General features: G+C 68.0%; 21 protein-coding genes and 1 pseudogene. 16 read left to right on the plus strand and 6 right to left on the minus strand.

Annotation, left to right across the window (positions count from 1 at the left end; translation table 11 throughout):
- Positions 1 to 169 precede the first annotated feature (169 nt).
- Positions 170 to 706: a response regulator gene (locus VHS75_RS04120; protein ID WP_329637338.1), complete on the minus strand. Its 537-nt coding sequence runs from the start codon at positions 704 to 706 to the stop codon at positions 170 to 172.
- 488 nt (positions 707 to 1,194) lie between these two features.
- On the opposite strand from VHS75_RS04120, the pseudogene VHS75_RS23035 reads away from it, so the two are divergent.
- The 4 genes and pseudogenes from VHS75_RS23035 to VHS75_RS04140 all read left to right on the plus strand — a co-directional run.
- A pseudogene (locus tag VHS75_RS23035) lies at positions 1,195 to 1,893 on the plus strand (HlyD family secretion protein); the annotation flags it as partial.
- Between the two features lie 303 nt (positions 1,894 to 2,196).
- Positions 2,197 to 2,877 (plus strand): ABC transporter ATP-binding protein, encoded by a 681-nt coding sequence (locus VHS75_RS04130; protein WP_329637340.1) that lies wholly within the window; start codon positions 2,197 to 2,199, stop codon positions 2,875 to 2,877.
- Positions 2,878 to 2,891: 14 nt separating this feature from the next.
- The gene (locus VHS75_RS04135) at positions 2,892 to 5,360 is read left to right on the plus strand and encodes an FtsX-like permease family protein (protein WP_329637341.1); all 2,469 of its coding nucleotides are present in this window, start codon (positions 2,892 to 2,894) and stop codon (positions 5,358 to 5,360) included.
- A complete protein-coding gene (locus VHS75_RS04140; protein WP_329637342.1) occupies positions 5,353 to 5,811 on the plus strand; it encodes a DUF2147 domain-containing protein in 459 nt (152 codons plus the stop codon). Before VHS75_RS04135 ends, VHS75_RS04140 begins: the two co-directional genes overlap by 8 nt.
- Before the next feature lie 5 nt (positions 5,812 to 5,816).
- Here VHS75_RS04140 and VHS75_RS04145 read toward each other — a convergent pair whose 3' ends face one another.
- Positions 5,817 to 6,179 (minus strand): DUF4440 domain-containing protein, encoded by a 363-nt coding sequence (locus VHS75_RS04145; protein WP_329637343.1) that lies wholly within the window; start codon positions 6,177 to 6,179, stop codon positions 5,817 to 5,819.
- Between the two features lie 9 nt (positions 6,180 to 6,188).
- Entirely contained in the window at positions 6,189 to 6,839 is a 651-nt protein-coding gene (locus tag VHS75_RS04150; protein WP_329637344.1) for an alpha/beta hydrolase, read from the minus strand.
- 169 nt (positions 6,840 to 7,008) lie between these two features.
- Here VHS75_RS04150 and VHS75_RS04155 point away from each other — a divergent pair, with 169 nt between their 5' ends.
- Genes VHS75_RS04155 through VHS75_RS04195 form a run of 9 tightly spaced genes read left to right on the plus strand, consistent with a single transcriptional unit; the run spans position 7,009 to position 14,255 of the window.
- Entirely contained in the window at positions 7,009 to 7,446 is a 438-nt protein-coding gene (locus VHS75_RS04155; RefSeq protein WP_329637345.1) for an Rrf2 family transcriptional regulator, read from the plus strand.
- Positions 7,443 to 8,591, plus strand: coding sequence for a cysteine desulfurase family protein (locus VHS75_RS04160; RefSeq protein WP_329637346.1), 1,149 nt, complete (start codon positions 7,443 to 7,445; stop codon positions 8,589 to 8,591). Before VHS75_RS04155 ends, VHS75_RS04160 begins: the two co-directional genes overlap by 4 nt.
- 2 nt (positions 8,592 to 8,593) lie before the next feature.
- A complete protein-coding gene (sufB, locus tag VHS75_RS04165; protein WP_329637347.1) occupies positions 8,594 to 10,063 on the plus strand; it encodes a Fe-S cluster assembly protein SufB in 1,470 nt (489 codons plus the stop codon).
- Positions 10,060 to 10,473, plus strand: coding sequence for a hypothetical protein (locus tag VHS75_RS04170; RefSeq protein ID WP_329637348.1), 414 nt, complete (start codon positions 10,060 to 10,062; stop codon positions 10,471 to 10,473). Before sufB ends, VHS75_RS04170 begins: the two co-directional genes overlap by 4 nt.
- On the plus strand, positions 10,473 to 11,219 hold the full coding sequence (gene sufC, locus VHS75_RS04175; protein WP_329637349.1) for a Fe-S cluster assembly ATPase SufC: 747 nt from the start codon (positions 10,473 to 10,475) through the stop codon (positions 11,217 to 11,219). Before VHS75_RS04170 ends, sufC begins: the two co-directional genes overlap by 1 nt.
- Positions 11,216 to 12,241, plus strand: a complete 1,026-nt coding sequence (gene sufD, locus VHS75_RS04180; RefSeq protein WP_329637350.1) for a Fe-S cluster assembly protein SufD — start codon at positions 11,216 to 11,218, stop codon at positions 12,239 to 12,241. Before sufC ends, sufD begins: the two co-directional genes overlap by 4 nt.
- On the plus strand, positions 12,232 to 13,458 hold the full coding sequence (locus tag VHS75_RS04185) for a cysteine desulfurase (protein WP_329637351.1): 1,227 nt from the start codon (positions 12,232 to 12,234) through the stop codon (positions 13,456 to 13,458). The genes sufD and VHS75_RS04185 overlap by 10 nt, the downstream gene beginning before the upstream one ends.
- A gap of 30 nt (positions 13,459 to 13,488) precedes the next feature.
- Positions 13,489 to 13,863, plus strand: a complete 375-nt coding sequence (locus VHS75_RS04190) for an SUF system Fe-S cluster assembly protein (protein ID WP_329637352.1) — start codon at positions 13,489 to 13,491, stop codon at positions 13,861 to 13,863.
- Positions 13,863 to 14,255, plus strand: coding sequence for an iron-sulfur cluster assembly accessory protein (locus VHS75_RS04195; protein ID WP_329637353.1), 393 nt, complete (start codon positions 13,863 to 13,865; stop codon positions 14,253 to 14,255). The genes VHS75_RS04190 and VHS75_RS04195 overlap by 1 nt, the downstream gene beginning before the upstream one ends.
- Before the next feature lie 13 nt (positions 14,256 to 14,268).
- Here VHS75_RS04195 and VHS75_RS04200 read toward each other — a convergent pair whose 3' ends face one another.
- Entirely contained in the window at positions 14,269 to 14,886 is a 618-nt protein-coding gene (locus tag VHS75_RS04200) for a hypothetical protein (RefSeq protein ID WP_329637354.1), read from the minus strand.
- 22 nt (positions 14,887 to 14,908) lie between these two features.
- Positions 14,909 to 15,829, minus strand: a complete 921-nt coding sequence (locus VHS75_RS04205) for a lysylphosphatidylglycerol synthase domain-containing protein (protein ID WP_329637355.1) — start codon at positions 15,827 to 15,829, stop codon at positions 14,909 to 14,911.
- Between the two features lie 235 nt (positions 15,830 to 16,064).
- On the opposite strand from VHS75_RS04205, the gene VHS75_RS04210 reads away from it, so the two are divergent.
- From VHS75_RS04210 to VHS75_RS04220, 3 genes are all read left to right on the plus strand, one after another.
- Positions 16,065 to 16,691, plus strand: a complete 627-nt coding sequence (locus VHS75_RS04210) for a BON domain-containing protein (protein WP_329637356.1) — start codon at positions 16,065 to 16,067, stop codon at positions 16,689 to 16,691.
- An 82-nt stretch (positions 16,692 to 16,773) separates the two neighbouring features.
- Positions 16,774 to 17,049: a hypothetical protein gene (locus tag VHS75_RS04215; protein ID WP_329637357.1), complete on the plus strand. Its 276-nt coding sequence runs from the start codon at positions 16,774 to 16,776 to the stop codon at positions 17,047 to 17,049.
- Between the two features lie 61 nt (positions 17,050 to 17,110).
- Complete coding sequence (locus VHS75_RS04220; RefSeq protein WP_329637358.1) at positions 17,111 to 18,028, plus strand: ion channel; 918 nt, start codon at positions 17,111 to 17,113, stop codon at positions 18,026 to 18,028.
- Here the strand turns inward: VHS75_RS04220 and VHS75_RS04225 are convergent.
- Positions 18,001 to 19,884 (minus strand): ABC-F family ATP-binding cassette domain-containing protein, encoded by a 1,884-nt coding sequence (locus tag VHS75_RS04225; RefSeq protein WP_329637359.1) that lies wholly within the window; start codon positions 19,882 to 19,884, stop codon positions 18,001 to 18,003. The genes VHS75_RS04220 and VHS75_RS04225 overlap by 28 nt on opposite strands.
- Positions 19,885 to 20,110 lie beyond the last annotated feature (226 nt).

The following is a 20,110-nucleotide window of genomic DNA, read 5'->3' on the forward strand; positions in this document are numbered from 1 at the left end:
CCCGTCTCGCGCAGCTCTCGACGGCGAAGCACTCGCCCAACCCGCGCTTTAAGCACCGTGAGCTCCTGCTCCCAAGCCAATAAGGATCCTGACCACGAGGCGACAGATATGGCTCCCTCCATAACCTGTCGAAGGGAATCAGAAAATCACTTGAGCCGCAACTGTAGTACTAGAGGCCATGCCGCTCCATCCGCCGGTAGAGGGCCGGCCGTGTGAGTCCCAGGGCGGCAGCGGCGTGGCTGACGTTGCCCTCGTAGAGCTGCAGCGCGCGTTCGATTGCCCGCTTTTCCAAATCGTCCAGGTTGAGAGCCCGTCCGCTCGCGCGCCGCTCGACGGTAAGCGCCATGGCCGTCCGCATCGCTTCGGCAAGCGCCTCGTTGCGCCAGGGTTTCAGCACGAAGTCCGTGGCGCCCCGCTTCAGAGCCTGAACCGCCAGCGACACGCCGCCGTAGGTGGTCATCAGCACCACAGAGAGCGCCGGGTCGGCCGCCAGCAGGCGGTCCAGCAGGTCGAGCCCTTCGGCGCCGTCACGGGCGCCGACGGCGAAGTTCATGTCGAGCAGCACGGCGTCATAGCGGCGCGCCTGCTCGGTCAGGCCCTCTGGCCCGCTCGCGGTGTCCACCTGCTCGGCCGTCCGCGCCAAGGCCGCGGCGGCGGCTTTCAGGACATCGGCGTCGTCGTCGACGATCAGCAGGGCGCTCAGCATGGGGAGACTCTACGGGTCCGCCCGCCTCACGGCAAAGCCAGCCGGGTCAAGGGCTTACAGACCGACAGGGGCATGGCGCGTGCGAAGGCTGTCCGTTTCCGGACACCGCGGCGCCCGCCGCCGCCGCCAGATTCGGCTAAACCATTGAACCTATGGAATTTCACCGTTCGGCCAGTCCGGGCGACACTTGGGTCATGAGTGCCGTGATGGACAGACCGATCGTTCAGCCGCTGTGGCGTCGCCGCGTGCAGATGGCCGCCGGCGCCGCGGCCGTGGTGCTGACCCTGGGCGCCGCGGGCGTTGCGGCGCTGACCGATGTCCGGGCGTCCGTCCGCGTGCCGGCCGCGAACGTGACTTTGGGGACGGTGACCCCAGGCGTCTTCCATGACTTCACGGTGCTGCGCGCCACGGCCCAGCCGAAGGACGTGATCTACCTCGACGCGCTCGAGGGCGGCCAGGTGCAGGAGGTGATGGCCCAGGCCGGCGACATGCTGGCGGTCGGCCAGCCGGTCCTGCGCTTTCGCAATACTGAGCTGGAGTTGGATGTCCTGGATCGCGAAGGCCGCTTGGTGGAGTCCATCACTCAGTTGCAGACCTACGAGAAGCAGCTGGAGGACGCCCGCGTCGCCAACGAAAAGGCCGCCGCACAGATCGAGTACGACATCACGCGCCTGCAGCGCACGGCAGAGCGCCGCGACGCCCTGGTCACCAAGGGCTACGTCACCAAGGATCTCTATGAACAGGTCCACGACGAGCTGGACCACGACCGCAAGCTCCTGCCGCTGCAGACGGCGTCCAACGCCCAGCAGGATGCGCTGCGTCGCCGTCAGATTCCGCAGATCCAGAGCGAACTGGCTACCTTGCAGGAGAGCCTGCGGGTCACCCGCGCCAAGCTGGACAGCCTGGTGGTCCGCGCGCCGGTCGCCGGCCGGCTCACCGACATGGACATCAAGGTTGGCGAGATCCGCAACCGCGGCCAACGCCTGGGCCAGATCGTCGCCGACACCGGCTTCAAGCTGCAGGCCCAGATCGATGAATATTACCTGGAGCGCGTCCACGCCGGCCAGACCGGCGTCGTAACGGTCGAAGGGCGCGAGGTCCCTGTGAAGGTGACCCGCGTTGACCCCCAGGTGAAGAACGCGACCTTCCAGGTGGATATCGCCTTCGAAGGCGCCATGCCGCGTGGCCTCCTCCCTGGCCAGGCTCTTGAGGGCCGGTTGACGCTTGGCGGCGATCAGCCGGCCCTCATCTTGCCGGCCGGGCCCTTCCTGGAGCGGACCGGCGGCGACTGGGTCATGGTGGCCCACGCGAGCGGGACCCATGCGGACCGGAAACGCATCAAGATCGGCCGGCGCAGCGCCGAGCAGGTCGAGGTGCTGGGCGGCCTGAAGGCCGGCGACCGGGTGATCACCTCGGACTACGCGGCCTTCGAAAAGATCGATCGCGTCGTCCTGTCGAAGAAGTAGCGCGAGAAACAGGGGAGGGCAGGGATGCTCAGGCTCACGAACGTCAGCAAGATCTACCGCACCGCCGAGGTCGAAACCCTCGCTCTGAACGAGATTTCCATGGAGGTCCGGGGCGGTGAATTCGTCGCCGTCATGGGCCCGTCCGGCTGCGGAAAATCCACCCTGCTCAACACCCTGGGTCTGCTCGACACGCCGACCAGCGGCTCCTTCGAGTTCTTCGGCCAGGAGGTGGCCCGGCGCTCCGAACGCGAACTCACGGCGCTGCGCTGCGAACGCATCGGTTTCGTCTTCCAGAGCTTCAATCTGATCGACGACCTGAGCGTGGCCGAGAACGTCGAGGTGGCGCTGCTCTACCGCAAGGTCCCGTCCGGCGAGCGCCGCCGCCGCGTGGCCGAGGCCCTCGACGCGGTCGGCATGGGCCACCGCGCCAAGCACCGGCCGCAGCAGCTCTCCGGTGGCCAGCAGCAGCGGGTGGCCGTCGCTCGCGCCTTGGTCTCCAACCCGAGCCTGATCCTGGCCGACGAACCGACCGGCAACCTCGACACCGTCAACGGCGAGGCCGTGATGGCCATGCTGACCGCCGCCGCCGAGAGCGGGGTCACCGTCGTGATGGTCACCCACTCCCTGGCCCACGCCGCCGCCGCCCAGCGCACTATCAAGCTGCTGGACGGCCGCGTGGTCTCCGAAACCCTCCTCGCGGCCTAGAGGGAGGCGATCCGATGTTCGGCAATTACCTGGCGGCCTCGATCCGCAACCTGCAGCGCAACGGCGTCTATGCGGCCCTGACGGTCACGGGCCTCGCCATCGGTTTCGCCTCGGCGATCCTGATCGGCCTCTACCTGCGCCACGAGCTGACCTACGACCAGTTCATCCCCGGGCACGAACGGGTGTTCCTGGTCAATCAGCTCATCACCGCGCCGGACAAGCCGCAGGTCGACATGGATGTCAGTTCGGCCCACCTGGCCGACGACCTGAAGCTGGAGTTCCCGCAAATCGAATACACCGCGCGCACCGCTGCAGGCTTCCCGCCGACCGTACGGCGCGGGGATGTCAGCGTCAGTGAGCTGCAGTTCGTCTGGGCGGATCCGGATTTCTTCAAGATTCTGCCCGTGCCGGTCGTGGCAGGCGATGCGGCCCACGGCCTGGAAGCCGGCGACGACGTCGTGCTCACCCGGGCGGCCGCCAGGAGGTATTTCGGCCGCGATGCGCCCATCGGCGGCCAACTGCTAGTCGATGGCCACGCCATGCGGGTCACCGCTGTCATCGAAGACCTGCCCTCCAACACCCATCTCGCCGGCGAGGTCTTTGGGTCCTCGAAGGCGACCTTCTCGATGCTCGCGATGCTCGACAAGGCCGGCTACACCAGCAATTCGAACCAGACCTACGTTCGCCTGAAGTCGGGTGCCTCAGCCGCGGCGATCGACGCTCAGCTGCACAGCTTCCTGGACAGGCGGGTCGTGCCCCAGATCCGGAAGATCGATCCCGATTGGCACGGCGTACGATACGCCATGCGGCTAAAGCCCCTGACCTCGATCCACCTGCAGCCGAGCGACGGCGGCGGCGATCCTAAGCCAGGCGCCGACGTCAAAGTGCTGGCCGGTATCGGGGTGATCGGCGTCCTGATCGTCGTGGTCGCGGCCATCAACTTCGTGACCCTGATGACTGCGCGCGCCTCACGCCGGGCGACGGAGGTCGGGGTCCGGAAGGCGTTGGGCGCGCAGCGCAAAGACCTGATCGTCCAGTTCATGGGCGAGGCTTTGATCTATGTGGCGGTTGCGCTGGTGCTGGCGGTGGCGCTCGCGGAGCTGTTGCTCCCGGCGGTGAACGCCGCCCTCCAGCGGAAGATGAGTTTCAGCTACCTCACGGACCCGTCGCTGCTCCTGGTCATGCTGGGTGTCACCGTCGCGACCGGCCTGCTGGCCGGTTTCTATCCGGCGCTGGTACTGTCGTCGTTCCGGCCGTCGTCGGTGCTGAAAGGAGGACCGGTGGCGGCGTCTGGAGGCGGCGGCGTGCGCGAGATCCTGGTCGTGGCCCAGTTCGCGGTCCTGATCGCGCTCCTGCTGGCCGCCGTCACGATCTATCGCCAAACCAACTTCGGCCTGAAAGACGCGACCCACACCAACAAGGACGGTGTGATGATGCTGTTTGCGTCGCCCTGCACCGAGACCCTGCGCAACGAGGTTCTGGCCGTGCCAGGCGTTCGGGGTGCCGCCTGCGGTTCCCCGGCCGCGGTGGGCCTGAGCATGAGCTCGGACATGACCTTCAGAGGTCCGCGCAAGACGATGCTCATGTATGCTCCGGTCGATTTCGGCTTCTTCCAAATCTATGGGATTCCGCCGATCGCCGGTCGGCTGCCCAACCCTGATCGCCCCGGCGATGACGGGGCGCGGCTCAAGGACACCGCGCCGACCATCCTGTTGAATGAAGCCGCCGTGCGCGCGCTCGGCTTCCCCTCGCCACAGGCGGCCATCGGGCAACAAGTGATCTGGCACTTCAACCCCACGTCATCGTTCACCGACATGGCCCAGCCGACCCCGCCGCCGCGGGCCTCCGAGGTCATCGGCGTGGTCCCGGACTTCACCTTCCGCTCCGTCCGTCAGAAGATCGATGCGACCTTCTACTATGTGGGGCCGAGGAACGACGCGCTGAACTCCGTCGCTCTGAGCATCAAGATCGATCCCGTCCATCGCGCGGAGACTGTCAAGGCCATCGACCGCCTGTGGACGAAGATCAGCGCGGGCATGCCCCTGCAGCAGTATTTCGCCGACCAGTTCCTGCTACGCCTCTACATCGACAACGTGATCCAGGGCGGGTTCATCGCCGTCTGCGCGCTGATCGCGGTGTCGATCGCCTGCCTTGGCCTGTTCGCGCTGTCGGCCTACACCGCCGAGCGAAGGACGAGGGAGATCGGCATCCGCAAGGCCATGGGCGCATCGTCATCCGAAATTCTGCGGCTGTTGCTGTGGCAGTTCGCCAAGCCGGTGCTGTGGGCGAACCTGCTTGCCCTGCCGCTGGCTTGGCTCGCCATGGACTACTGGCTGAAGGGCTTCGCCTATCACGTCGATCTGGCGCCTTGGACCTTCGTGGCCGCGGCCGGCACCGGGATTGTCATCGCCTGGGCGACGGTGTTCTTCCACGCCCTGCGCGTCGCCCGCGCCCGGCCCGTGGGAGCGTTGCGCTATGAATAGGATCGTTGTCTGGATCGCGGGGTTGCTTGCGGCAGTGCTGGTGGTTGCTCACCAGGCCCGCGCGGCGGGGCCTGCAGCCGACCCGGTGTTCGGCGTCTGGCTGACCCAGTCAAAGGATGGCAAGGTCAGGATCGCCCCCTGCGCGGCCGATCCGGCCCAGGCCTGCGGCGTGGTGCTATCCGGCAAGGGGCCGAACGGCGAGGACGCCCGCACGCTCACCGACCTGAAGAACCCGGATCCAGCGCTGCGGACGCGCCCGATCGTGGGCCTCCAGATCATCTCGGGGTTCCGTCGTGACGGCGAAGGCGGTTGGACCGGCGGCCGCATCTACGAGCCGCAGAGCGGCAGGACCTACAAGGCCAAGATGCAGAGCGGCGGCCCCGACGCGTTGAAGGTCGCGGGCTGTGTGCTGTTCTTCTGCCGGGCGGAGACCTGGACGCGGGTAGAGTAGGGCGCTCAGGCGAGCGTCACGAACAGCTCGCTCTCGATCATCCATTGGCCGGTCACCTTGCGCCAGGCGGCCAGATAGGTCCCCGACATGCCATTGCCGGTCCAACGGCCGGTCTCGGCGGCCCGCTCCTCGGCCGCGTCGACTTCGATGCTGTCGGGCGCCCGCACGTAGGCGACGAAGCCGGGTTCGCGGAACTGTGCGGCAAACGCCTCAACGATGGCGTCGACGCCCAGGATCAGCCCGCCGCCGCCCGGGATCAATTGCGCGTCGGGCGCAAAGAAGGGGCGAAGACCTTGGGCGTCGCGGGTGGCGATCCGCTTGTTGATCAGCCGCCGCCGCGCCGCGATGGCGTCCCGCGGGGCCGTCACCGTTCGACCCTAGATCGGGTCGGCCGCAATGCGCTTGTCGAGATAGGTCCCGACGCGGCTTTCGACGTCCGGCAAGTTCTCCATCCAGAAGTGGCTGGCGCCTTCGACCACGTCATAGTCGATGACGATGCCCTTCTGGGTGCGGAGTTTGGAAACCACGCGCTCGACCTCGATCGGCGGCACCACGCTGTCCGAGCCGCCATGCAGGATCAGGCCCGAGGCCGGGCAGGGGGCCAGGAACGAGAAGTCATAGGCGTTGGTCGGCGGCGAGACCGAGATGAAGCCATCCGTCTCCGGCCGGCGCATCAGGAGCTGCATGCCGACCCAGGCGCCGAAGCTGTAGCCCGCGACCCAGCACTGGGAGGCCGCCGGGTTGGTGGTCTGCAACCAGTCGAGGGCGGTGGCCGCGTCAGCCAGCTCGCCGATGCCCGAATCGAACTCGCCCTGGCTGCGGCCCACGCCGCGGAAGTTGAACCGCAGCACCGAGAAGCCGCGCTTCATGAACAGGTGGTAGAGCTGCACCGTGACCGGATTGTTCATCTGGCCGCCAGCCTTCGGGTGGGGGTGGAGGATCAGCGCCACCGGCGCGGTCTCCGTCTTGCCCTGCGAATAGCGGCCTTCGATCCGCCCCGCGGCGCCAGTCAGAACCACTTCCGGCATCAGAACCCTCGTGAGATCGCCCGCACATTCGGGCCTTTGGAATACTTGACTACTGCGCTGGGTCTTCCTAAGTCGCATCGCGACCGCGAGGACCGGTCCTGCGCAAGGCGGCGGCCTATAACATAGGGTCGCTGCGGAACGCGAGAAAACTGCACTGGACGGACTTAAGATGCGTCTCTCCACCAAAGGCCGCTACGCCGTCATGGCCATGGCTGACCTGGCGCGACGCCAGGACGAGCCGTGCCGCGCCGTGGCGCTGGCCGACATCGCCGCACGCCAGGAAATCTCGCTCTCTTACCTCGAGCAGCTCTTCGCGCGGCTGCGACGCAGGGGGCTGGTGCAAAGCGCCCGCGGGCCCGGCGGCGGCTATCGCCTGACGCGCACGGCGGAAGAGACCTCCATCGCCGACATCGTGCTGGCCGTGGACGAGCCCCTGCGGGCGACCCGGTGCGCGGAGCAGGGCAAGGGCTGCATGCTGAAGGGGGAACGCTGTCTGACCCATGACCTGTGGGACGACCTGGGCCACCGGATCGAGGACTACCTGGCCTCGGTCAGCCTGGCCGACGTGATCACCGGGCGGCTGCGCCACAAGCGGGCGGCGGCATGAGCATCTATCTGGACCATAACGCCACCGCCGTGGTGCGCCCCGAGGCCCGCGAAGCTATGGCGCGCGCCCTGGAGATCGGCGGCAATCCGTCCTCGATCCACGCTGCCGGGCGCACCGCTCGCGCCCTTCTGGAAACCGCCCGCGAGCAGGTCGCGGCGCTGATCGCCGCCCCGGCTTCGACCGTGATCTTCACCTCCGGCGGAACCGAGGCCAATGCGCTGGCCATCGAAAGCGCGGTCGCGGCGGGGTCCCGCCGCCTGATCGTCTCGGCCATCGAACACGATAGCGTGCAGGAGACCGCCCGCGTGCAGGGCGTGGCCGTTGAGGTCCTGCCGGTAGACGCCAACGGCCGCGCTGACCTCGTCTGGCTGGCGGCTCGCCTCGCCAACTGGGACGACGCCGACGGCAAGCCGTTCGTGGCCCTGATGCTGGCCAACAACGAGACCGGCGTCATCCAGCCGGTGTTCGAGGCCTCCGAGATCGTCCGCGCCGCCGACGGCTGGCTGCACGTCGACGCCATCCAGGCGGTGGGCAAGATCGGCGTCGACAGCCGGCCGCTGGGCGCCGACACCCTCAGCATCTCCGCCCACAAGATCGGCGGACCGCAGGGCGTGGGCGCCTTGACCTTCGGGCCCCGCGCCACGCTCTCGCGCCGCCAGCACGGCGGCGGGCAGGAACGCGGCCGCCGGGGCGGCACCGAGAATGTGCCTGGCATCACCGCGTTTGGCGCTGCCGCCGTCGAGGCGCTGAAGGGCGTGGAAGAGTTCAACCGCCGCGCCGCCTGGCGTGACGCCGCCGCCGAACGCCTCAAGGCCGCCGGCGCGGTGGTGATGGGCGAGGCTGCGCCGCGGCTGGCCAACACCCTGTGCGTCGCCACGCCGGGCTTCCCGTCGGATGTGCAGGTCATGGGCCTCGACCTGGCCGGCGTCATGGTCAGCGCCGGCTCGGCCTGCTCCTCCGGCAAGGTGAAAGCCTCGCCGGTGCTGGAAGCCATGGGCCAGGGCGAGCTTTCCGGCTGCGCCATCCGCGTCAGCGGCGGCTGGAGCACCATCGAAGCCGACTGGGATCGTTTCGTCGAGGCCTGGGTCGCCGCGCACGAGCGTCACTCGGCGCGCCACCGCCAATCCGCGACCGTGGGAGCCTGACCTTGGCCGCCGTCAAACAGACCGTCGAACACGTCGAGAGCCTGGAAAAGTACAAGCACGGCTTCGTCACCGACATCGAGCAGGACTTCGCGCCCAAGGGCCTGAACGCCGACATCGTCCGCTTCATCTCGGCCAAGAAGAACGAGCCGGAGTGGATGCTGGCCTGGCGCTTGGACGCCTTCGAGCGCTGGCAGGCCATGGAAGAGCCCGACTGGGCCAAGGTCAGCTTCCCGCGCATCGACTACCAGGACAGCTTCTACTACGCCGCGCCCAAGCCGAAGGCGGTGCTGAACAGCCTCGACGAGGTCGATCCGGACATCCTGGAGACCTACAAGAAGCTCGGCATCCCGTTGCGCGAGCAGGAGGTGCTGGCCGGCGTCGCCGGGGCCCCGCGCTATGCCGTGGATGCGGTGTTCGACAGCGTTTCGGTGGTGACCACCTTCAAGAAGGAACTGGCGCAGGTGGGCGTGATCTTCTGCTCGATGAGCGAGGCGATCCGCGAACATCCGGAGCTGGTGAGGAGGTATCTCGGCTCGGTCGTGCCGGTCAGCGACAACTACTTCGCCTGCCTGAACGCGGCGGTCTTCTCCGACGGCAGCTTCGTTTACGTGCCGCCGGGCGTGCGCTGCCCGATGGAACTCTCGACCTATTTCCGGATCAACGCCGAGAATTCCGGCCAGTTCGAACGCACCTTAATCATCGCCGATGCGGGCGCGTACGTCTCGTATCTGGAGGGCTGCACGGCCCCGATGCGCGACGAGAATCAGCTGCACGCCGCGGTCGTGGAACTGGTCGTGCTGGACGACGCGGAGATCAAATATTCCACCGTCCAGAACTGGTATCCGGGCGATCCGGACACCGGCAAGGGCGGCATCTACAACTTCGTCACCAAGCGCGCCGACTGCCGCGGCGACCGCTCCAAGGTCTCCTGGACGCAGGTCGAGACCGGCTCGGCGATCACCTGGAAGTATCCGTCCTGCGTTTTGCGTGGGGATGGCAGCAGCGGCGAGTTCTATTCCATCGCCATCACCAACGGCCGCCAGCAGGCTGACACCGGCACCAAGATGATCCACCTGGGCGCCAACACCCGCTCGCGGATCATTTCCAAGGGCATCAGTGCGGGGAAGAGCTCCAACACCTACCGCGGCCTGGTCTCGGCCCACCCCAAGGCCAAGGGCGCGCGCAACTTCACCCAGTGCGACTCCCTGCTGATCGGCAAGCACTGCGCGGCCCACACGGTGCCCTACATCGAGGCCCGCAACGGCCACGCGAAGTTCGAGCACGAGGCCACCACGACGCGCCTGTCCGAAGACCAGCTGTTCTATGTGATGCAGCGCGGCTTGAGCCAGGAAGAGGCGGTGCAGCTGCTGGTCAACGGCTTCGTCAAGGACGTGCTGCAGGAACTCCCCATGGAGTTCGCCGTCGAAGCCCAGAAGCTGGTGGCGATTTCGCTGGAAGGCAGCGTCGGATGAGCGCGCCCACCCGCAAGAACGCGCCCACGACGCTGTCGCTGCGGCATGCCTTCGAGGTGGAGCAGGCGCGTCGCGAGGCCGAGCGCTACGCCCGCGAAGAGGCCGACCGCCGCCAGCAGGAGGAAGACCTCGGCCGGGCGGAGCAGCTCTATGACGCCCTGATCGGCGACCCGGCCTTCCTGGCCGCGCACCAGCTCACCGCCGACTGGCGGCGCTATACGGTGCTGCTGGAAAGCCCCGATTTCCGCATCCGCGCCTATTTCGAGGCGGGTCACGGCAGCGTCAGCGTTGGCGACAAGCGCAACGTCGCCGTCTCCGCCACGCCGGCGCCCCTGAAGCGCGAGGAGGTCGACAGCGTCGCTGACGCCCTGCGCGTGGTCGCCCAATTCCTTGCCGATGAGATCCAGTGATGTTGAGCGTTTCGAACCTTCATGCCTCGGTCGACGGCAAGGAGATCCTGAGAGGGCTGACGCTCGACGTGCCGGCCGGCGAGGTGCACGCCATCATGGGGCCGAACGGAGCGGGCAAGTCGACGCTCTCCTACGTGCTCACCGGCCGCGACGGCTATGAGGTGACGGAGGGTTCCGCGACCCTCGACGGCGAGGACCTTCTGGCGCTCGCGCCCGACGAACGGGCCGCGCGCGGCGTTTTCCTGTCGTTCCAGTACCCGCTGGAGATCCCCGGCGTCCCGGCCCTGACCTTCATCCGCACCGCGCTGAACGCCCAGCGCCGCGCCCGCGGCGAGGCCGAGATCACCGCGCCGGAGTTCCTGAAGCTGGCGCGGGCCAAGTCGGCCGATCTGAAGATCGACTTCGACATGCTGAAGCGCGCGCTCAACGTTGGCTTCTCTGGCGGTGAGAAGAAGCGGATGGAAATCCTTCAAATGGCGATGCTTTCGCCGCGCTTCCTCATCCTCGACGAGACCGACAGCGGCCTGGACATCGATGCGCTGCGCATCGTGTCGGACGGCGTGAACGCCCTGCGCTCTCCCGACCGCGCCATGCTGGTGATCACCCACTACCAACGCCTGCTGGACTACATCAAACCCGACCGGGTCCATGTGCTGGCCGGCGGCCGGATCGTGGCGACGGGCGGGCCGGAGCTGGCGCACGAACTCGAGAAGAACGGCTACGAGCAGTACGAGAAGGCCGCGTGAGCCTGACGACCGCCATACGCGACCGCGACGTCGCCGAACTGCCGGGCAAGCGCGACGAGGCCTGGCGCTGGACGGACCTGCGCGGCCTGATCCGCAAGCTGCCGCCGCCGTCGGAGCCGTTTTCGGCCGACGTCGGCCGAGGGCCCTTCGACGCTCTCGCTGCCGAGCGCCGGGTGATCGTCAACGGCCGCGGCGCGGACCCGATCGAGATCGCCCGCGGCAAGCACGCTGTGGTCGCCGCCCGCTTCGTGTCGCGCGGCGCGGGCGTCCACGTGGCGCGCCTCAACGTCATCGTCGGCCCGGACGCGCGGCTGGTGCTGCTGGAGAGCTATGAAAGCGACGACGCGTCCATCTCCCAGGCGGCGCTGACCATCACCCTGCATCCCGGCGCGCGCATCGAACGAATCGTCCTGGCGCAGGACAACGCCGAGGCGGTCTCGGTCAGCCAGGCTGAGGTGGTCCACGCGCCCCGCGCCAGCTTCGCCCAGACGGTCGTGACCTCCGGCGCGCGACGCCAGCGGCTGGAAACCCGCGTCCAGCATCCTGGCGGCCATGCCGAACTGCGCCTCGACGGCGTCTATCTGCTGGCCGACAAGCGCCATTCCGACCAGACGACGATCGTCACCCACGCCGGGCCTGACGGCGTCACCGCTCAGCTGGCCAAGGGCGTCGTCCGCGACCAGGCGCGCGGCGTCTTCCAAGGCCGCATCGTGGTGGAGGAAGGCGCCGACAAGACCGACGCCCGGATGGGCCACCACGCGCTGATCCTCTCCGACCGCGCCGAGGTGGACGCCAAGCCTGAGCTGGAGATCTACGCCGACGATGTGGCCTGCGCCCACGGCAATACGGTGGGCGCCCTGGACGAGGACGCCCTGTTCTACGCGCGCCAGCGGGGAATGCCGGAGGCGCAGGCCCGCGCCCTGCTGACCGAGGCGTTCATCGGCCAGGTGATCGACCGCATCGAGCACGAAGGCGCGCGCGACGTGGTCCGCGCCTGGGCGGCCGAACGGCTATGGGATTGAGCATGGCCTTTGACGCCCACGCCATCCGCACCGAGTTCCCGATCCTGGGACGCCGGATCAACGGCCACCCGCTGGTCTATCTGGACTCGGCCGCCTCCGCCCAGAAGCCGCGCGTGGTGATCGACGCCATGGTCCAGGCCATGGAGCACAGCTACGCCAATGTGCACCGCGGCCTGCACACCCTGGCCAACGAGACCACCGAGGCCTACGAGGCCGCGCGCAAGTCGGTGGCGCGTTTCATCAACGCCGATCCGGCCGAGATCGTCTTCACCAAGGGCGCCACCGAGGCCATCAACCTGGTGGCCTCAGGCCTCGGCGCGACGCTGAAGGCCGGCGACGAGATCCTGCTTTCCGAGATGGAGCACCACGCCAACATCGTCCCCTGGCATTTCCTGCGTGAGCGCCAGGGCGTGGTGCTGAAGTTCACGCCGGTCACCGACGACGGGCGACTGGACGTCGATGCGTTCAAGAACCTGCTCACTGAGCGGACGAAGGTCGTGGGCCTGACCCACATGTCCAATGTCCTGGGCACCGTGAACCCCGTCGCCGAACTGACCCGCCTGGCGCACGAGGCCGGCGCCCTGGTCCTGATCGACGGCTGCCAGGCCGTGGTCCACCAGCCGGTGGATGTGAAGGCGCTGGACTGCGATTTCTACGTCTTCTCGGCCCACAAGCTCTATGGCCCCACCGGCATCGGCGCCCTCTACGGCAAGGCCGAACGGCTGGCGGCGTTGCGGCCCTATCAAGGCGGCGGCGAGATGATCGCCAATGTGTCGCTTGAGGAAATTAGATATGCCGATCCGCCGCACCGCTTCGAGGCCGGCACGCCGCCGATCCTGGAAGCCATCGGCCTGGGCGCGGCCATCGACTGGCTGTCAGGCCTCGACCGCACCGCCATCGCCGCCCACGAGCGCGCCCTCTACGACCACGTCCGCGAGCGGCTGAACGGCGCCAACTGGCTGCGCGTGCTGGGCGAAGCGCCGGGCAAGGGCGCGATCCTCTCCTTCACCGTCGACGGCGCCCACGCCCACGACATCGCTCAGATTCTGGACAAGTACGGAGTGGCGGTGCGCGCCGGGACCCACTGCGCCGAGCCGCTGATGCGCCGTTTTGGCGTCACATCGAGCGCGCGCGCCTCCTTCGCCCTATATAACACCCACGAGGAGGCGGACGCCTTCGTGGATGCGCTCACAAAGACCCAAGCCTTCTTTGCTTAAACAGGACTTTCTTCGCGTAAGATGACCCCGATGGACGATGCAGCCCCCGTTGAGACCCAGGCCCAAAAGGCTTCGGAGACCCCGCTGTCGCAAGGGGAGCTTGACGCCCTGACGGACAAGCTGATCGAGCAGTTGAAGACTGTCTACGACCCCGAAATCCCGGTCGACATCTATGAGCTCGGCCTGATCTACAAGGTCGACGTGTCCGACGAAAAGGACGTGGTCATCGACATGACGCTGACCGCGCCCGGCTGTCCGGTGGCCGGCGAGATGCCGGGCTGGGTCGAGGACGCGATCCGGGTGATCCCGGAAGTGAAATCCTGCAAGGTCGAGCTGGTGTTCGATCCGCCGTGGGACCCGTCGCGGATGAGCGACGAGGCCAAGCTGCAACTGAACATGTTCTGATGGACCTCAACGTCACACCCCAACCGCGCGCCCGTCGCGAACGCCCCAAGGTGGTCTCCCTGACCGACGCCGCCGCCGAGCGCGTGCGCGAGATCATGGGCAAGGCGGAAAAGCCCTACGCGGGCCTGCGGGTCGGCGTGAAGAACGGCGGCTGTGCGGGCCAGGAATACGTCCTGGAATACGCCGACGCGGCCGGTCCGCTGGACGAGGTGGTCGAGGACAAGGGCGTCACCATCCTGGTCGAGCCCAAGGCGGTCTTGTTCCTGATCGGCACCGTGATCGACTACGACGTGACCAAACTCTCGGCCAAGTTCACCTTCCGCAATCCCAACGAGACCGACGCCTGCGGCTGTGGCGAGAGCGTCACCATCCAGCCCGCCGAGGCTGACTAGCAGGTTCGCAAGCCTAGGCGATCCGCACTCCCATCCAGCGAGTGCGGGCAGGCGCGCCGGGAAGCGGCAGATCGTTGAATCCCTGCTTGGCCCAGAAGGATGCGCCGCGAGGGTTGTTCCGGTTGACGCCGATATGGACAGATCGCACGTCGAGCGCCGCCGCGCGCGCCAGCCAAGCCGATAGCATACGCGGCCCGACGCCCTGTCCCTGGAGACGCGGCAGGAGGTTCATATGCAGGTGACCGGGATAGGCGTCCGCCAACTCGCGCGGCGTACTAAGGGGCCGATGGATCATGTGACACCGGCGCTGGTCGGCGTTCCAGGAGGACAAAGGCGCCTGGCCGGGGTCAGGGTAGAGCTTTCGCAATCGGGGCCACCAATCCCGTTCGAGTTGTGCTTCCCAGGCGACCGTGTCGGGCGCGCCCACGATGTAGCCTGCCACGCCGGCTGAATCTTCGGCCACGATTGTAAACTCGGGCGCCAGGATGGCGTAGGGCGCTGAGTAGATTTCGCCGATCAGGCGTCCTTGCTGATATAGGTGAGAGGCGTCGCCGCCCGCGTGGCCGGTCGCCAGCGAGATCGCGTAGAGCGGGGACAAGTCGGTCTCGTTGACGTTGCGCAGTTCGAGCATCAACGCATGTCCTTTGTGACCGCTAGTGGCGACGGTGGCGGATGGCGTCGATGGCCAGGGCCGCGGCGGCGATGATCAGCGGCAGGATGTAGAAAGCCAGCCGATAGCCCAGGAAGGCCGCCGCCAGCACCGCGGCGTCGACCCCGGGCAACAGCGCCGCCATGGCGCTTTCGAACACGCCCGCGCCGCCCGGCACCGATGAGGCCAGGCCGGCGATGCACGCGACCGCATAGGCTCCGACAAAGGTCGCGTAGCCGACGCCGCCGTCCGGCAGCAGGATCCAGAGGATGGCGGCGGCGATGCCGTTGTCGACCACGCCCAGCACCAGCTGCGCCAGCGCGTCCCAGACGTCGGGCAGGGTGACGCTGCGCCCGAAGGCTGTAAAGGGCCGCCGGCGAAGCGCGCACAGCGCTACATAGGCCAGCGCTCCGGTCACCAGCACGCCGCCCAGCCAGCGCGCGACCAGCGGGGTGATCGCGGTCGCGTCGAGCTCCGCTCTGGTGGCGAGCAGCAAGCCCGCGCCGGACAGAGCCGCCAGTCCCACGCCAAAGGAGGCGGCGGCGAACACCGTCGCCCCGGCCACCTGGGTCAGGCTGACGCCGTGGCGGTCGTAGGTCCGCGCCCGGATGGCGCTGGAGGTCAGCAGATTCGCGCCGACGGCGTGGGCGATGGCGTTGGCCAGGAACGAGCCCAACGCCACGGTCCGCAGCGGCACCCGCGCGCCGGTCCAGCGTAGGCCTACCCACTCGATCACCGCCATCAGTACGAAGCTCGCCGCCGACAGCACCAGGGCCAGGCCGACGGCCACGACACCCCAGCCGGCGATAGCGTGGCTGACAGCTTCCAAACTCAGCTTGTGGAACTCGCGCCACAGCACCCAGGCCGCTGCGGCGAGCATGACCACGGGCACGACCCGAAGCGCGATGTGCGTCGCCCGGTTCAAGGGGCGCCTTGGCGCAGGCGGGGCCTCGGCGAGATCGGCCTCGACGGGCTCTGGCGTGGGGGAGCGGGTCGGGTCTGGGGCTGTCACGGCGAAGGTCAGTCTCCGTTGAGTCGGCCGGACAAGTCAGGCGGACGAGTCAGGCGGCGCGGCGCGCCCTCCTTGGGCCTCATATGGGAACCGAAGTCCACGGCGCCGGTTCTTCCGCAGGGGCCTGCGATGCAGAGGAGACTTGGCTATGGCGCGCGAAGACTGGCAGGACCGCGAGGAGGAACGCCGGCGGGCGGCCCTGCGTGGCGGCGAGCGCGGCGATTTCGGCCAGGCCGACTACTCCCGCGACTACGGCTACGACCCGGCGGCCCGCTCCGGCTACCGCGTCGAGGAGGCGCTGCGGCCCGCCTATAACGACTATGGCCAGGCCGACTATTCGACGGATTACGCCTATGACGCCGAGCGCGGCGAAGGCTATCGGCGCCACTCCGAGGTCGACCGCGACTATGGACGACGCATGGAGGGCGGCGACGATCGGACGTTGCGTCAGCCGCGGTCCTGGATGGACAAGGCCGGCGAGTTCTTCTCGCCCGGTCCGCGTGCGCCACGGGCCGAAGCCCGCGCCCCGCGTGCCCGCCGCGGCCCCTCCGACCGCGTCCTCTGGGCGGTGATCGTCGAGCGGCTGGAGGACCATCGCGGCCTCGATCTCCGGGACCTGGAGGTGATCGTCGAGGACGCCGAGGTCACGCTGAACGGCACGGTGCGGCACAAGGCCGACAAGCGCCGGATCGAGGACATCGCCGATATCGACGGCGTGCGCCACGTACAGAACAACCTGCGCCTGCGCGACCACGGCCACTGGACGTTCTTGTAGGCGCGGAACCCCCAAGTGCGGGGCAACCAAGCCTAGCCTTGAGGGTTCTAGTCTCCCAGGCAACAAGCCTAAGGAGACGACGATGACCGGCAAGCAGACTGAAGATAAGCGCGCCTTCACCCACGGCTCCGGCGGCGCCAACGCCGACATGGCCGTAGAAGCGGCGCCCGTTCACGAGGATCGGCATATCGACGTTCCGCACCATCGGGAGGTCGAAGCGACGAAGGACGACGAAAAGCACGACCACATGGCCGCGCGAGAAAAGAACGCCGAGGACCGGCAGGAGGCCCTGCTCGACGAGGCGCTCGAAGAGACTTTTCCGGGCAGCGATCCGATCAGCCCCAAGCACATTACCTGATCACGCGACATCAGGCGGCGGGTCCTTCGACGGGTCCGCCGCCGCGTGCTAGCAAGGCGGAATGAAGCTGCCGCCGCCCCGCATCGACCTTCGAGGGTTCAGCGCCGTAAAGCTGGGGGTTCACCGCTTCAGCCTCGCCGACCCCTACTACTTCGTCCTGGCCATGCGCTGGTCGACCTTCCTGGCGGTCGTGCTGGGGGTCTTCCTGGCGACAAATCTGCTTTTCGCTGCGGTCTACTGGGCCGTGCCGGGATCGATCTCCAACGCCCGAGCTGGCGCGTTCGGCGACGCCTTCTTCTTCAGCATCGAGACCCTGGCGACGGTCGGCTATGGCGTCATGACGCCCGCCACCCTCTACGGCCACCTGGTTGCGTCGACAGAGATCTTCGTCGGCATGTTCCTGACAGCGCTGACCACCGGCGCCTTCTTCGCCCGGTTCGCGCGTCCCTCGGCGCGCATGGTGTTCAGCGAAACCGCGGTCGTGGCGCCCTATGGCGGCGGCCAGGCCTTGATGGTGCGGGTGGCGAGCCGCCGACTGCAGGGGATCAGCGAGGCCACGGCGCGGCTCAACTACTACCGCAACGAGGCCTACGGCGAGGGCCGATTCCGCCGCTTTGACGAACTCAAGCTGGTGCGAACCAGCATCCCGGTGCTCACCTTAACGTGGACCCTGATCCACGTCATAGACGAAGAGAGCCCGCTCTTTGGCATGACCGACGAGCGGATGGCGGCCGAGGCGCCGGCCGTCATGCTGTCGATCAGTGGCTTTGACGAGGCGATCTCCTCGCTGGTCAACGACCGGCAGACCTACCGCCGCGAGAACATGCGGTTCGGCCACGTCTTCGTCGACATGCTGCGCGACCTGCCCGACGGCATGATCGAACTGGACCTCACTCGCATCCACGACACCCGCCCCGTGGCGGTGCTCAAGGAGGTGCGCGACCTTGAGATTCAGGAGTCGGCGGTCAGGGCTTCGTAGGCTTCCTGGGCGGCCATCCATTCCTGCTCGGCGGCATGCACGGCAGCCTGGGCCGCATCGCGGCGGCGGCCAAGCTCGGCGGCTTTGCCGGGGTCCTTGACGAAGATCGTCGGGTCGGTGAGCTGGGCGTCGATCTGAGCCAGCGCGCCGGCGGCGCGGCCCAGCGCCGCCTCCGCGGCTTCCGCGCGCCGCCGCGCGGTGCCGGTCGGGACCTTTGGCCGGGAGGCTGGCGGCGGCGGAGGCGGCGCCTTGACGGGCTCCTCGGCTACCTGCGTCGGCGCGCGCGCCGCGACGCGGGCGCGGTCGAGGACGAACTTGGCATAGTCCTCCATGTCGCCGTCGAAGGGCTCGATGCCGCCGTCGGCCGCGAGCCACAGCCGGTCGGCGACCAGTTCCATCAGTGAGCGGTCATGGGTGATCAGGATCACCGCGCCGTCGTAGTCGTTCAAGGCGTCCAGGAGCGCGCGGCGGCTGTCGATGTCCAGGTGGTTGGTCGGCTCGTCGAGGATCAGCAGGTGCGGGGCTTCCATCGCCACCATGTTGAGCAACAGGCGCGCGCGCTCGCCGCCGGAGAGGTTGGCGACCGTGGTGTCGACCTTCTCATAGCCCAGGCCGAACTGGGCCAGCTTCGAGCGGCGCTGGGACTCGCTGGATTGCGGCATGGCCCGGCGGATAATCTCCAGCGGCGTGTCCGCGGGGTCCATGGCCTCGATCTGGTGCTGGTGGAACCAGCCCACCTTCAGCCGCGAGCTGCGCAGCAGGGTCCCGCTCTCCACGTCCAGGGCGCCGGCCACCAGCTTGGCGAAGGTGGACTTGCCGGCGCCGTTGACCCCCAGCAGGCCGATACGGTCGTCGATGTCGAGGCGCAGGCTCAGGCCCTTGAGGATCGGTGTCCCGCCATATCCGACCGCCGCGCCCTCCAGCCGCAGCAGCGGCGGCGGCAGGGGCCGCTCGGGCGAGGGTAGGGTGAAGGGCGCGACGCGGTCTTCGATGACGTTGGAGACCGGCGGTAGCTTGGCGATCATCTTCAGGCGGGACTGGGCCTGGGTCGCCTTCGAGGCCTTGGCCCCGAAGCGGTCGACGAAGGATTGCATGTGGGCGCGTTTGGCCTCGATCTTGGTGCGCATAGCCTCCTGCAGGCGCAGCTTCTCGATCACCTGCCGCTCGAAGCTGTCGTAGCCGCCGGTGTAGAGGTCGAGCTTGCCGTTCTTCAGGTGCAGGATGTGATCCATCGAGTTGTCGAGCAGCTCGCGGTCGTGGCTGATGACCATGGCGGTGTGCGGATACTTCTTCAGCCGCGCCTCAAGCCAGAGCGCGCCCTCCAGGTCGAGATAGTTGGTGGGCTCGTCGAGCAGCAGCATGTCCGGCGCGGCGAACAGGGCCGCCGCCAGAGCCACGCGCATCCGCCAGCCGCCGGAAAACTCCGACATGGGCCGCGACAGGTCCGGCGTGGAGAAGCCGAGACCGGCCAGGATTTCCGCGGCGCGGCTGGGCGCGCGGTCGGCGTCGATCTCGATCAGGCGATTGTAGATGTCGCCCAGGTCTTCGGGTTCGGCCGTGTCCAGCGAGGCCAGGAGGGTCGCGCGTTCCACGTCGGCCGCCAGCACGGTGTCCAGCAGCGGCACGGGCGTCGCCGGATGTTCCTGGTCCACTGAGCCGATGCGGGCGGCGCGCGGCAGGCCGATCTCGCCGGAGCCCAGAACCAGCTGGTTCAGGATCAGCTTGAACAGCGTCGACTTGCCCACGCCGTTGCGGCCCACCAGGCCGACCTTGGCGTCCTTGGGCAGGCTGACGGTTGCGCCGTCGAAGAACCGGCGGCCCCAGGCGTCGAAAACGAGGTCTTTGATCTGCAGCATCGGGACACGAACAATGGGGCGCGGACCAGCGTTCGCCGGACCTGCGGGAGAAGGGAAAGGTCAGGGATGAGAAGCCGCGCCGCCGCCTGACCGGGCGCGTCCATAGCAGACCGGCACGCCCGCGTCATGCCGATCCGCTACGACTGTTGCAGCGCAGCGCCTTGGCGAGCGCGGGCGAGGCGGGTATAGAGCCCGCCACCTCGCGACGCTCCGCGGAAATCCCACT

The sequence above is a fragment of the Phenylobacterium sp. genome, assembly GCF_036264965.1.
Classification (GTDB): Bacteria; Pseudomonadota; Alphaproteobacteria; order Caulobacterales; family Caulobacteraceae; genus Phenylobacterium.